Genomic DNA, 12,316 nt, shown 5'->3' with positions numbered 1-12,316 from the left:
CCCGAGGTGTCCCCGTCGAGGGCGCCTCGGGGTGCAGTGTGCCTGCGGAAATTTCGCGGGGACGTGCGCGGAGGGTTGCTGACGGGCCGAGGCATGTCAGGGGTTCCAGGATAGAATGCGGTTTCCGGTGTGAAGGCCGGCTTCATCCATGGGCTCCTCGCCAACGAAAGACATTCCCCTCGGTACGGTCCTGCGGGACACGTATGAGATCTCCGGCGTCCTGGGCCGAGGAGGGATGGGGACCGTCTTCCTGGCGCGGCATCTGCGGCTGCCGGGCAGGCACGTGGCGGTCAAGGTGCTGCGGCACGACGCGAGCCTGGGGGAGGAGGTCTACCTGCGCTTCCGGCGGGAGGCGGAGATCGCCTCGCGGCTGGGGCACCCGAACATCGTGGAGGTCATCGACTTCGACACGCTGGCGGACGGCTCGCCGTTCCTGGTGATGGAGCACCTGAAGGGGATGCCGCTGTCGCGGCGCATCCGCAAGGGCGCGCAGATGACGCTGCCGGAGGTATTCTCCATCGCGCGGCAGATGGGCTCGGCGCTGCAGGCGGCGCACGGGGCGGGGGTGGTGCACCGGGACTTGAAGCCCGGCAACGTGTTCCTGGTGCCCACGGAGCTGGCGGGCATGTCGGTGGAGCACGTGAAGCTGCTCGACTTCGGCATCTCGAAGATCATCGATTCGAAGACGGTGCAGACGCAGGACGCCATCCTGCTGGGCACGCCGCAGTACATGGCGCCCGAGCAGGCCACGGGGAAGAACCGGGAGGTGGACCCGCGCACGGACATCTTCTCGTTCGGGTGCATGGTGTACGAGATGCTCGCGCGCAAGCTGCCCTTCAAGGACGGGGGCATCCTGCCGGAGCTCATCTACCGCATCGTCTATGATCCACCGGAGCCGCTGCTGGAGGTGGCGCCGCAGACGCCGGCGCACGTGGTCCGCGCCATCGAGCAGGCGCTGGCGAAGCGCCCGGAGGACCGCTTTCCGGATGTGAGCGCGTTCATCGCCGCGCTGACGGGGACGCCGCTGCGCACCGCGACGCCGTCACCGGACGCGCCTCCGCCTGCCCCGCTCCCGTCGGCGGCGCAGGTGCCGACGGCGACCGTGCAGCCCCGGCCCATCGCGTCGCCACCGTCGAAGCCCGCGACGCAGGTCGTCTCGCCTTGGCGTGCCTCGAGGCAACAGGCGGACGCGGCGGCCCGCCCGAAGGCGGCGGAGGCTCCTCGTGAGGAGGTCTCGTCTCGCGCCGTGCTGGAGTCCACGGGGCGCGCGCCGAACGGCGCGGATGCGTCGCCGCGCTCGGCGCAGGGGGCGGGACGAGAAGCGAACGGGGCGGAGGCCTCGCCTGGGGCGCAGGGCCCGGGTCGTGGCGCGAACGGGGCGGATGCCTCGCCTGGGGCGCAGGGCCCGGGTCGTGGCGCGAACGGGGCAGACGCCTCGGTGCGCTCGGCGCAGGGGGCGGGACGAGAAGCGAATGGGGCGGATGCCTCGGCGCGCTCGGCGCATGGCACAGGACGCGGGACGAACGGAGCAGAGGCTTCGGCGCGCGCGCCACTCGGTGCGGTGGTCCATGGCGGTGACGGCTCCACGCGTCCCGCGCGAGGCTCCGCGGCGCAAGGCCCGAGGGCCTCGTCCGAGGTCGAGCGAAACGACGCGGGGCAGGGCGCCGAGGACCCGAACAAGCTTCCCGCCGACGCCTCGCGAGCACCCGCGTCGGGGCTCGTCGGCAAGTCGGTGCGCGTCTCTCCTCCGAAGTCCGGAGCCGTCGCGCGCGCCCCCGTCGCGGCGCCTTCCCCGCCACTCGAGCTCTCCCGGCCTCCCGTCCCGGATACTCCCGCCGTTCCGCTGGCGGTCTGGAGACCTCCCGCCGCGAACGCGCCTCCCGTCGAACCTGATTCGGACTCCGAGCCGGAGACGATTCGCTCGCCCTCGGGCGGTGTCCCGGTGGTGGGCCCCCGGCGCTACGGGCGGTGGCTGCTCGCGGCCGCCGTGCTCGCCCTCCTGGGCGCGGGCCTCGTGGTGACCCAGAAGAACCGGTCCACCCCCATCGTCCCGCTGGTGACGACTCCCACCCAGAACGCGCCGCCGCCCGAAGTCGCGCCCCCCTCTCCAGCACCGCCGCCGCCCGCGACGGAATCACAGACACGGCTCGTTCAGGGCACGTCCCCCGCGGAGACGAATCCTCCCGCGCCGGAGCCCACCGACCCCGCGTCGCCCCCGACGGGCATCGGCCAGATGGAACCCCCCGAGGCCAAGGCGAAGCCCGAGGGCGGCAATACGAAGCTCACCGACCTGGAGCTGGCCGAGAAGGCCCTGGCCCGTGGAGACCCCGGCGAGGCCATCCAACTGGCCCGTCGCAGTCAGCGCGGAGAGGCCACCGGCGCCTCCTTCGCGCTCCTCGCGCGCGCCCACTGCCACCAGAAGGACCTCACCAGCGCGCGCTTCGTCTGGCTCCGCGTCCCCACCTCCGAGCAGGCCGAGGTGCGCAGGTACTGCCAGCAGCACGGCATCACCCTGTAAGCACAGACGAGCGTCCGCTCGCCTCTGTCATCAGCCCAACCCCGACACGACCCGCCACGTTGTTGGCCAGACACGACCCGCCAGGGCCCCTTGGGCATGACTGGTGCGCCGCGTTACATATGAATTCTCCTGATGGTGCCGAGCAGGATGGTTCAACGACGCAAGGCGGCGTCCTACCAGGGCGAGCAGCCGTCCGAGGTCCGGTCCCCGCTGTGACGGGGGGCCCGGCTGGGACCGGGACCCTCGTCCTGAAGTAGGCTTTCGAACAGCAGGCATCGGGGGGAGGGGAGATGAGCGATGGTGGTGGAGGCACCCGAGCCGGGCAAACTGTCGGCCATCCTGTTCACGGGCATCGAGGCCGTGGGCCGTCAGTCCTGGCGTGATGAAGCGCTCCAGCAGGTGGTGCGCGAGGAACACGCGTCATTGGTCCGAGAGCTGCTGCCGCGCCATGGAGGGCGCGAGGTGAAGCGTCTGGAGGATGGGTTCCTGTTGGAGTTCGAGGGGGGGCTGTCCGCGGTGGACTTCGGCCTGGCGCTCCAGCGGGAGCTCGAGACCCGCAACGGCACCGTGGCCGCCGAGCGCCGCGTGGTGCTGCGCGTGGGGGTTCACGTGGGCATGGTGGTGCACCGCGACGGCGACGTGTTCGGCGAGGGCGTCAACCTGGCCGCGCGCATCGAGGCCCTCGCGAGGCCCGGCACGCTCTACGTCAGCGAGTCGGTGGCCCGACAGGTCGAAGGCCGGCTGGCGTCGCCGCCGGTGCGCCTGGGCCGGGGCGAGATGAAGAACATCCGCCTGCCGGTGGCCGTCTATCGCATCGACCCCCGCGAGCATCGGGGCCGTCGTCCGTTCCTGTCGCGGATGCGCTCGCTGTTGAGTCGCACGCCCACGGCGAACTGAAGCGCGGGCGTTCAACGGACGCTGGCGCTACGGTGCGCGCCATGCCCCAGCTCACCCTCGTCGTCGCCTCGAAGAACTACTCCTCGTGGTCGCTTCGGCCGTACCTGGCGCTCTGCCATACCGGGCAGCCCTTCCAGGAGGTCGTCATCCCCCTGGACACGCCAGGGACGCAGGCCCTCCTCCTCCAGCACTCGCCCAGCGGACGGCTGCCGGCGCTCCAGCATGGAGACCTGGTCATCTGGGACTCGCTGGCCATCTGCGAGTACCTGGCGGAGACCTTCCCGGAGGCCCGGCTGTGGCCCGAGTCCCGCGAGGCCCGCGCGGTGGCGCGCTCGGTGACGGCGGAGATGCACTCGAGCTTCTCGCGGCTGCGCGAGCACATGGGGATGAACCTGCGCGCGCGCAAACCCGGACAGGGCCGCGCGCCGGGCGTCGCCGAGGACATCGCCCGCATCCAGGCGCTGTGGAACGACTGCCGCTCGCGCTTCGGTCAGGGCGGGCCGTTCCTGTTCGGCCGCTTCAGCATCGCGGATGCGTTCTACACGCCGGTGGCCACGCGCTTCGTCACCTACGATGTGACGCTGGACGCGGTGAGCGCCGCGTACCGCGACACGCTCTTGTCCCAGCCCGCCTTCAAGAAGTGGGCGGAGGCCGGACTGCACGAGCCGCCCGTGGCGAAGTACGAGGACTGAGCGCGGCGCCTCACAGCCCCAACCGGGTGAGCTGCGCGTCGAACGCGGCGGCGGTGGTGAAGCGCTGGCCGCGCAGGCCCAGCGCGTCGGCGGCCTCCACGAACTCCGGCAGGTCGTCGAAGAAGGCGGCCTCGCGCGGCTCCACGCCGGCGCGCTCCAGGGCGATGCGGTAGATGTCCGGCTCGGGCTTCACGAAGCCCACCTCGCAGCTCATCACCAGCGCGTCGAAGCGCCGCAGCAGCGGGAGCTGGGGCCGCAGGTAGGCCGCGTGCAGCGCGTTGGTGTTGGACACCAGCACCAGCTTCACCCGGCCGATGAGCGACTCCACCCGGGGCAGCACGGCCTCGTGGGTGGTGAAGTGGCTGCTCCACAGGGGCGCGAACTCGGCCATGGGCAAATCGACGCCCAGCGCGCCGCACACGCTCTTGCGGATGCCCTCGGCGTCCAGCGTGCCCCGGTTGGCCTCGGTCCACCCGGCGCCCATCAGCCGCTGGGAGACCTCCGCCGCGGACATCCGCGCGCACGCCCCCAGCCGCGAGAAGAGCAACGCGTTGTCGTGGAAGACGAGCACGTTGCCCAGGTCCAGCAGGACCGCCTTCACCTCCGCCATGCCTGCTCCTCGCACCGGGCCGGCTGGCGGCCCGGTCATCAGAAGGGCAGGCGAGGCTAGAGGAGCGGGACGCGCTCAGGCAAATCCCGCGCGGGCACCGTCGAGTAGTCCGAGCCCACGTCCAGGAGGACCCGCTGGCGCACCCGGGTGCTCAGCGCCTTGCGCAACCTGCCGAGGAACTCCGGCGGCGCCGCGATGATGAGCTTGTCGAACGCGTGGCGGTCGTGCCCCTTGTCCAGCACGCCGGACAGCTCGCGCGCGAAGCGGTCGTGCTCCAGCTCCCGGCGACCCTGGGGCTCGTTCTCCCCGGGAGGACCGTGCAGGGTGCCCGCGTTGGGGTTGTCCGGCTGCTCGCGGAGTTGCTCGCTCTTGACCCGGCTCTCCTCGTGATGGAACTCCTCGACCAGACTCCACGCCTCACGCGCCTTCGCGTCGGTCTCGAAGAGCCGCGCCCGGCTCGCGTTCCCCACGAGAATCCAGAGCTTTGCGTCCGCCATGTGTCACGCCTCCTTAGGTGGGAGATGAGGACCCACGCGGCGCCCGGCAAGCTTCCTGTCCCGTGCCGCTCCCCTGTCGCGCGCAGGGCAGGCGGGCGTGTCACGCGGGTTTGACACCCACATCTGGAGTTCCGGTGTTCGGAACCGGACCGATCATTCCGTTGGGAATGGCAAAGGAGTAGAACGGCGGCATGCGCATTCCCGCGTCGTTGCCTGTCGCCGTGCTGGCGCTCGTGTTCTGGGCCCAGCCCGCGAGGAGCCAGGAGCAGGGTGGCCTGGGGCTGGACCTCAGCTCCGAGACATCGTCATCGGAGTCTCCGCCGCAGGAGCAGCCGGCGCCGGGCATGGGCCTGGACCTGCGCGAGGGCGAGGAGAGCGCCGTGTCGCTGACGCCGCGCTTCATCCTGTTGGGGTTGGAGACGCCGGAGCGCGCGGGCTCGCAGCAGGCGGCGGCGTGGCTGCGGGAGCTGGCGAAGGGCGCGATGTCGTCCGGCATGGTGGAGTTCGCCGCGACGCCCAAGCAGGCGCGAGAGCGGCTGGAGGCGGGCTACGAGGCGGCGCTGAGCTGCGCCCAGGCGTCGTGCATGACGGAGCCGGCGGAGCAGCTGGACGCGGACCTGCTGACGACGGCGCGGCTGTCGCTGGAGGACGCGGGGTGGACGCTGCGCGCGTGGACGTATGACCGCGACCGCGGCGTGGTGCACGAGGACGTGGTGTCGGGGCGCAACCCGAAGGACGAGGCCTTCCAGAAGGAGGCGGCCACCAAGCTGGGCCACCGGATGATGGCGCTGGCCCGTCCGCGCGCGCTCTTGAAGGTGAGCGTCAACGTGCCCACGGCGGTGGTGAAGGTGGGCGAGCGCATCCTCGGCGTGGGCAGCGTGGAGGCGCGGCTGGCGCCGGGCACGGTGCAGCTGGAGGTGTCCGCGGACGAGTACGCGTCCTTCACGAAGACGGTGGTGCTCAAGCCCGGCGCTCGTGAGGAGGTCCAGGTCCGCATGGAGATTTTCGGTCCGGCGCCGGAGGGGCCCGAGGACGGCGTGGCGCGCGCGTCGTCGAAGCGGCGTGGCGGCAGCAACACGCCCATCTACAAGCGGCCGGCGTTCTACACGGCGCTGGTGGGGCTGGCGGTGGCGGGCGCGGGCGCGGTGATGAGCATGAGCGCCAAGGACGTGGAGAAGCGGGCCACGGACACGAACGGGGACGGCATCATCGACGTGACTCGCCAGGAGATGCTGGACGCGAAGTCGAAGGCCAACCTCGCCGCGGGCCTGCTCATCGGCGGTGGCGCGGTGGCGGCCGGCAGCGTCACGTGGCTCTTGGTGATTCCGTCGCGCAGCGAGTCTGCCGCGCCCGTGGGTACGGTGAGCGCGGGTGGCGCGTCCACGGCGGTGCACGTCGTCGTCGGTGGGAGCTTCTGAGCCTTATGAAGACCTTCGAATCCTGGCTGCGAGCCCTCACCGCGGTGCTGCTGCTCTCCGGCGTGGCGGGCTGCAAGGTGACCTTCCCCGACAACGCCGCCTACACCTGTGAGAAGGACGGGGACTGCGGTGGCGAGGGCTTCGTCTGTACGTCGCTGCCCGAGGACGGGCCCCGCTACTGTTGCCTCCCGGAGGGCGAGGAGCGCTGCAACGGTCTGGACGACGACTGCGACGGCGTCATCGACGAGCTGGAGTCGTCGTGCTTCTCGGGCAAGGACGAGAACCGGGGCAAGGGCGCGTGCCGTGATGGCCAGTCCGTCTGCACCCGCCAGGGCACGATGGCGTGCGTGGGCGACGTGCTGCCCACCGTCGAGCGCTGCAACGGCGTGGATGACGACTGCGACGGCGAGGTGGACGAGGACTTCAACCGGCTGACGGACCCGTTCAACTGCGGCACGTGCGGCACGGTGTGCACCGCGCTGCAGGCCTGCGTGGAGGGCGTCTGCCAGAAGCGCGGCGAGCTCGACTGCGGCAACGGCATCGACGACAACCGCGACGGCGCCACCGACTGCGCGGACCGCGACGACTGCGACAACCAGCCGTGCGGCGCGGGCTGCCTCTGCGAGAACGGCCGGAAGAAGGAGTCGAACTGCGGCAACGGCGACGACGATGACGGTGACGGGAGCATCGACTGCGCGGACCGCGACGACTGCGACGGTCAGTCCTGTGGCACCGGCTGCCTCTGCGAGAACGGCCGCAAGACGGAGTCACTGTGCACGCCGGACAGCGGCGACGAGGACGGCGACGGCCGGCTCAACTGCGCGGACCCCGACTGCGAGCGCAGGGAGTGCGGGCCGGGGCTGGCGTGCCTGGGCTCCAACTGCGTCGAGGGCGCCTGCAACAACGGCGAGGACGATGACAAGGACGGCCAGACGGACTGCGCGGACTCGGACTGCAGCGGGCAGTCGTGCGGCGTGGGCTGCGTGTGCCGCAACAGCGCCAAGGCCGAGGCGAACTGCACCGACCGTCAGGACAACGATGGGGACGGACAGGTGGACTGCGAGGACTCCGACTGCGGCGGTCAGCTGTGCGTGGCCGGAGAGGCGAACGCCGTGTGCGGCGTCTCGTCGAAGCGCTGCGCGGAGGTGAGCTGCAACGACCTCATCGACAACGACGGCGACACCCTGACGGACTGCGCGGACACGCTGGACTGCCCGAACAACTCCCGCTGCTCGCGGCTGGTGAACGGCAACCGCGTGGCCGGAGTGTGCCGCGCGGGGGTCTGCACGTGATCCACGCCGCCCCGCCTGGAAGCCCGGCCTCCGCGCCTGTCCACGAGTGGACAGTGGCGGTGCCGCCGGGCTGGTGCGGGGCGGGTGGTGCTGGGCTTCGGACAGGGTCTTCGTCGACCTCCGTCTCGCGAGCACCGCTGAGGACGTGGGACGTGGGCGTTACGTGGAAGACAGAGGGGCCGCGGTGGGTTGCCGTTGGGCCCGAGCATGGAGAGTTCTACACACCATGGGCAACGATGACCTCTTCGCGCAGACCTTGTTGTCCTCTCGCGGAGGGCCCGTGAGCGGCGAGCAACGCGTCGGCGTGGAGCTGCGGGAGGGCTCGCTGCTGGGCAGCTACCAGCTCGAGTCGCTCCTGGGCGAGGGCTCCATGGGCCGGGTGTTCCAGGCGCGTCACGCGCGGCTGGGGCGCCAGGTGGCCTTGAAGGTGCTCAAGCCGGAGCACGCGCGCGACGGCGGCTTCGTGCAGCGCTTCTTCCAGGAAGCCCGCACGGTGAATCAGATCAACCACGAGCACATCGTGGAGATCTTCGACTTCGTGGACGAGGGCGAGGGGGGCCACGTCTACTGCGTCATGGAGCTGTTGCGCGGGCAGGGCCTGGGCGCGCTGCTGAAGCAGGAGCCCCTGTCGCTCGCGCGCATCCAGCGCATCGCGGTGCAGGTGTGCGCGGCGCTGGGCGCGGCCCACCAGGTGGGCGTGGTGCACCGGGACATCAAGCCGGACAACCTCTTCCTCACCCAGCGCGCCGGGCAGCCGGACTTCGTGAAGGTGCTCGACTTCGGCGTCGCCAAGCACCTGGCCACCGAGGGCGCGGTGCCCACGGGCACGCTGGACGGGACCATCATCGGCACGCCGGCGTACATGTCCCCGGAGCAGGCCGCGGGCCTGACGGTGGACGCGCGCTCGGACATCTACGCGGTGGGCAACATCCTCTACGAGATGCTCACCGGCCGCCCGCCCTTCCAGGCGGAGGCCTTCGGGCAGTTGGTGGTGCAGATCATCACCCAGCCGCCGCCGCCGCTTCCCACGCAGATGGCGACCGGTGAGCCGCTGCCGTCCCAGCTCGCGGAGCTGGTGATGCGGTGTCTGGCGAAGGAGCCGGAGGCCCGGCCCCAGACGCTCGCGGAGGTGACGACGGGGCTGTTGCTGTTGCCCGTGCAGGTGTCCTCGTCGCCGGAGGCCGTGGCGGCGCTGGAGCCGTCGGAGCGGCCTACGCGCCGGATGCCCACCGTGATGGGAGGCCCCCATCGTCGCCGCGCCCTGTGGGCCGCGGGGGTGGGCACCCTGGCGCTGCTCGCGGCCGGTGCGCTGGTATGGCGTGGGGCCACGGCGCCGAGCGCGCCGGTCATCGTCCCGAGCGCGGCCGAGTCCGTCGTCTCCCCGGAGCGCGCGCCGGAGCCCGTGGTGCTGGCGCCCACGCCCGAGGAGGTGGTGGTGCCCGCGGTGAAGCTCACCGTGCACTCCTTCCCGGAGGGCGCGCAGGTGGTGCGCTCGGACACGGGTGAGGTGCTGGGCATCACGCCGCTGGTGCGAGAGCTGCCGCGCCGCGAGGTGCCGCTGCACCTGCGCGTGGAGCTGGCGGGGTACGTGTCCTCGGTGCGCTCGGTGCGGCTGGATTCGCACACGGAGCTGGAAGTGCCGTTGGCCAAGTCGCTCACCGCGCCGAGGGCGAACGCGAGCAAGAAGTCGAACGCGAAGAAGCCGCCCCAGGGCACCGCCAGCTCGCGCAAGTCGCACACGCGCGCGGCGAGCGCCGAGCCCTCGGGGCGTTAGGCCGCCTGTCGCGAGAGGCCCTGCGCGCTCTCGCGCGGCGGCGCAAGCCCGTCGCCTCCATCCCAAGACATCCTTGCTCCGTGCAATGGTGTGACAACCGTCACCATTGTGCCCCAGACATTGGGTGGATTAGACGCGGCGAGGTGCCCTCTCGAATGGAGCGCCTCGGATGAAACACCTGCTGCTGATGCTCGTCTGTCTGTCTTCGCTGCCCAGCCTCGCGGATGGCTACATCCGCGGCAACACCCGGGTCCTCCAGGGCTCCGTGGAGACCTACGTCGTCGAATGGCCCTCGTGGACCAGCGACCACGACCGCTACGCCACCGTCACGTGGAACGTCATGCACGGCACCCTCCTCTCCCAGGACAAGGGGTCGGCCACGGTGCAGTGGGACGTGTCCGAGGACCACCTGGACCTGCTCGGGAGCCTGGATGTCTATGAGGACCTGGGCGGGCAGGGGGCCTCCATCAGCGTGGAGACCATCAACACCCACGCGGGGGAGTCCTCGTTCTGCTCGGGCGTGCTCGGGCCCGCCGCCATCGCGGTGGACTTCGGCCGGGGAGGCAATCCGGGGCCGGCGCTCCCCTCGGGGGCCACGACCTATGGCTACGAAGCGCTCTGCGCGATTTCGCCCAACCACTACACGCTCACGAACAGCTCGGTGAACTGCCGGAGCCCCTGGCATGGGATTACCCAGGACCACACCCCGGGCGACACGAACGGCTACTTCCTCATGGTGGACGCGGATTCCAACCCCGGCGAGTTCTACCGGACCACCGTGAATGGGCTGACGCCGGCCTTCCGCTACGAGTTCTCCGCCTGGGTGGGCAACCTGGACAGGAATGGCCTCTACGAGCGCCCGCGCATCCGCTTCGAGGTCCATGGGCCCTCGGGCTTCATCGCGACCAGCGGGGACCTGGTCATCCCGCCCACGTCGCCCTTCCAATGGCAGAAGGTCGGCTTCATGTTCGACCTGCCCGCGGGCGTCTCATCGGTCGACATCGTGATGGTGAATCGCAACCAGAGCGGCTCGGGCAATGACCTGGTCATCGACGACCTGTCGTTCGCGCCGTGCTACCCACCGGTCATCGCCTCCTTCGAGAATGGCCCCGTGGTGGACCGGGAGCACGCGTGCAACAGCGGCGCGGTGAGCCTGTATGGCCGGTGGCCCTCCACCATTCCGTTCACCACGCCGGCCTATCAGTGGCAGTGGAGCCCGGATGGCGGCGAGAGCTGGCTCAACGTCCCGGGGGCCACGAGCCTGGCGTCCGCCCATTCCCAGCCGTCGCCCGGAATCCACCGGTACCGGCTGATGAGCTACGAGGCCCTGAACCCGTCCCAGCAACTCGTGTCGAACCCGCTGACGTTCTATGTGCAGCGGCTGGTCGTGGAGCCCCGGACCCACCACCTGTATTCCTGCAATGGGGGCAACACCTACGGCTCCCTGGCCGCGTTCTACCGGTTGGAGTTCTCCGACCCCGTCATCCAGACGTCCTATGCTGTCCGGTGGTCGCCGGCCACGTACCTCTCCAATCCGAACACGAGCCCGACGTCCATCCTCCTGCCTTCGCTGGGGGCGTCTCCGCCTCCCAACGGGCCGCCGGTCCCGGCCGCCAACCACCTCTACACGGTGACGGTGACCGACAGTGTCCATGGCTGCACGGGGAGCGGGCAGCAGACGGTGGCGCAGCACAACCCGCGCAAGGTCGCCGTACCCAACGCCTTCACGCCGAACGGTGACGGGTTGAACGACCTCTTCCGGCCGCTCAACCTGGACGACTACCCCGGCTCGCGCTTCTTCATCTACAACCGCTGGGGACAGGCCATCTTCTCGTCCCAGGGGCCCACGCTGCTGGACTACTCCTGGAATGGCACCTTCGGTGGCGTCCCCCAGGGCAGCGGGGCCTACGCGTGGCGCATCGAGATGAGCGACTGCTTCGGCAACATCATCAACGGCTCGACAGGGAACAACAGCCCGTCCGGAACGGTGACCCTCATCCGGTAGTCAGCATCCGGGCGAGCGCCCGCCACGCGCGCTTCAGCGTGGCGGCGCCGTCTGGGCGAGCACCTGCGCGGCGATGCGGGAGATGCGCTCGTCGAAGCCCGCCGCGTCGTGGAAGGTGAGGCGCACGTCGCCCACCTCCAGCCTGGCGCCGGGCGTCAGCACCACGCCCGCGTCGGGCAGCTCCCGGCCGTCCAGCTTCACGGGCCGGGCGTCGGCCACGCGGGCCACGTGCCAGCTGGCGTCGGGCTGGGGCGTGAGGATGAGCTGCTCGCGCGACACCGTGGCGTCGTTGACCACCAGCGCGTTGTTCTGCGACGCGCGGCCCAGGCGGATGGGGCCTCGCTCGGCCAGGGCCACCAGCTCGAAGCACATGGCGTCCCCGGCGGGCAGGCAGTCCTTCAAGTCCGTGAGCGGCAGCCGGGTGGCGCCCACATTCCCGTCCACCGTCTCCGGGACGTTCCACGCGCCTGCCTCCCACACCAGCCAGGGGTGCGGGTACTTGGCGCGAAACTTCTCTTTGAGTGCAAGGTGCTGCCTCACCAGCAGCGAGAGCAGCAGTGCGCGAGCCATGGAGGACTCATAACCCCTTCGGCCCCCGCAGCGCGCGAGAAGG

At 70.8% G+C, this 12,316-nt stretch carries 10 protein-coding genes; 7 read left to right on the top strand and 3 right to left on the bottom strand.

The features are described from left to right. The first annotated feature begins 148 nt into the window (after nt 1-148). From LXT21_RS08370 to LXT21_RS08360, 3 genes are all read left to right on the top strand, one after another. On the top strand, nt 149-2,518 hold the full coding sequence (locus LXT21_RS08370) for a serine/threonine-protein kinase (protein ID WP_256571372.1): 2,370 nt from the start codon (nt 149-151) through the stop codon (nt 2,516-2,518). A 297-nt stretch (nt 2,519-2,815) separates the two neighbouring features. After that, nucleotides 2,816-3,415, top strand: coding sequence for an adenylate/guanylate cyclase domain-containing protein (locus LXT21_RS08365; RefSeq protein ID WP_254037555.1), 600 nt, complete (start codon nt 2,816-2,818; stop codon nt 3,413-3,415). 41 nt (nt 3,416-3,456) lie between these two features. Further along, the gene (locus tag LXT21_RS08360; protein WP_254037554.1) at nt 3,457-4,107 is read left to right on the top strand and encodes a glutathione S-transferase family protein; all 651 of its coding nucleotides are present in this window, start codon (nt 3,457-3,459) and stop codon (nt 4,105-4,107) included. 10 nt (nt 4,108-4,117) lie between these two features. Here LXT21_RS08360 and LXT21_RS08355 read toward each other — a convergent pair whose 3' ends face one another. Both LXT21_RS08355 and LXT21_RS08350 read right to left on the bottom strand, forming a co-directional pair. After that, on the bottom strand, nt 4,118-4,717 hold the full coding sequence (locus LXT21_RS08355) for an HAD family hydrolase (protein ID WP_254037553.1): 600 nt from the start codon (nt 4,715-4,717) through the stop codon (nt 4,118-4,120). A 56-nt stretch (nt 4,718-4,773) separates the two neighbouring features. Beyond that, nucleotides 4,774-5,214 carry a host attachment protein gene (locus LXT21_RS08350; protein WP_254037552.1) on the bottom strand — a complete coding sequence of 147 codons (441 nt, stop codon included), beginning with the start codon at nt 5,212-5,214 and terminating at the stop codon, nt 4,774-4,776. 191 nt (nt 5,215-5,405) lie between these two features. On the opposite strand from LXT21_RS08350, the gene LXT21_RS08345 reads away from it, so the two are divergent. The 4 genes from LXT21_RS08345 (at nt 5,406) to LXT21_RS08330 (ending at nt 11,703) form a co-directional block, all read left to right on the top strand. Continuing rightward, a complete protein-coding gene (locus LXT21_RS08345; protein WP_254037551.1) occupies nt 5,406-6,632 on the top strand; it encodes a hypothetical protein in 1,227 nt (408 codons plus the stop codon). A gap of 5 nt (nt 6,633-6,637) precedes the next feature. Continuing rightward, nucleotides 6,638-7,924: a MopE-related protein gene (locus LXT21_RS08340; protein ID WP_254037550.1), complete on the top strand. Its 1,287-nt coding sequence runs from the start codon at nt 6,638-6,640 to the stop codon at nt 7,922-7,924. A gap of 226 nt (nt 7,925-8,150) precedes the next feature. Then, a complete protein-coding gene (locus tag LXT21_RS08335) occupies nt 8,151-9,698 on the top strand; it encodes a serine/threonine-protein kinase (RefSeq protein WP_254037549.1) in 1,548 nt (515 codons plus the stop codon). Between the two features lie 169 nt (nt 9,699-9,867). Next, entirely contained in the window at nt 9,868-11,703 is a 1,836-nt protein-coding gene (locus LXT21_RS08330; RefSeq protein ID WP_254037548.1) for a gliding motility-associated C-terminal domain-containing protein, read from the top strand. A gap of 33 nt (nt 11,704-11,736) precedes the next feature. Here LXT21_RS08330 and LXT21_RS08325 read toward each other — a convergent pair whose 3' ends face one another. Next, entirely contained in the window at nt 11,737-12,273 is a 537-nt protein-coding gene (locus LXT21_RS08325; RefSeq protein ID WP_254037547.1) for an FHA domain-containing protein, read from the bottom strand. Nucleotides 12,274-12,316: the final 43 nt, after the last annotated feature.

It is taken from the genome of Myxococcus guangdongensis (assembly GCF_024198255.1).
Taxonomy (GTDB): domain Bacteria; phylum Myxococcota; class Myxococcia; order Myxococcales; family Myxococcaceae; genus Myxococcus; species Myxococcus guangdongensis.
This window is presented reverse-complemented; position numbering and strand designations above follow the sequence as displayed.

Coding starts and splice junctions, on each gene's coding strand:
- LXT21_RS08370 (WP_256571372.1), top strand. CDS start 149: ATGGGCTCCTCGCCAACGAAAGACATTCCCCTCGGTACGGTCCTGCGG.
- LXT21_RS08365 (WP_254037555.1), top strand. CDS start 2,816: ATGGTGGTGGAGGCACCCGAGCCGGGCAAACTGTCGGCCATCCTGTTC.
- LXT21_RS08360 (WP_254037554.1), top strand. CDS start 3,457: ATGCCCCAGCTCACCCTCGTCGTCGCCTCGAAGAACTACTCCTCGTGG.
- LXT21_RS08355 (WP_254037553.1), bottom strand. CDS start 4,717: ATGGCGGAGGTGAAGGCGGTCCTGCTGGACCTGGGCAACGTGCTCGTC.
- LXT21_RS08350 (WP_254037552.1), bottom strand. CDS start 5,214: ATGGCGGACGCAAAGCTCTGGATTCTCGTGGGGAACGCGAGCCGGGCG.
- LXT21_RS08345 (WP_254037551.1), top strand. CDS start 5,406: ATGCGCATTCCCGCGTCGTTGCCTGTCGCCGTGCTGGCGCTCGTGTTC.
- LXT21_RS08340 (WP_254037550.1), top strand. CDS start 6,638: ATGAAGACCTTCGAATCCTGGCTGCGAGCCCTCACCGCGGTGCTGCTG.
- LXT21_RS08335 (WP_254037549.1), top strand. CDS start 8,151: ATGGGCAACGATGACCTCTTCGCGCAGACCTTGTTGTCCTCTCGCGGA.
- LXT21_RS08330 (WP_254037548.1), top strand. CDS start 9,868: ATGAAACACCTGCTGCTGATGCTCGTCTGTCTGTCTTCGCTGCCCAGC.
- LXT21_RS08325 (WP_254037547.1), bottom strand. CDS start 12,273: ATGGCTCGCGCACTGCTGCTCTCGCTGCTGGTGAGGCAGCACCTTGCA.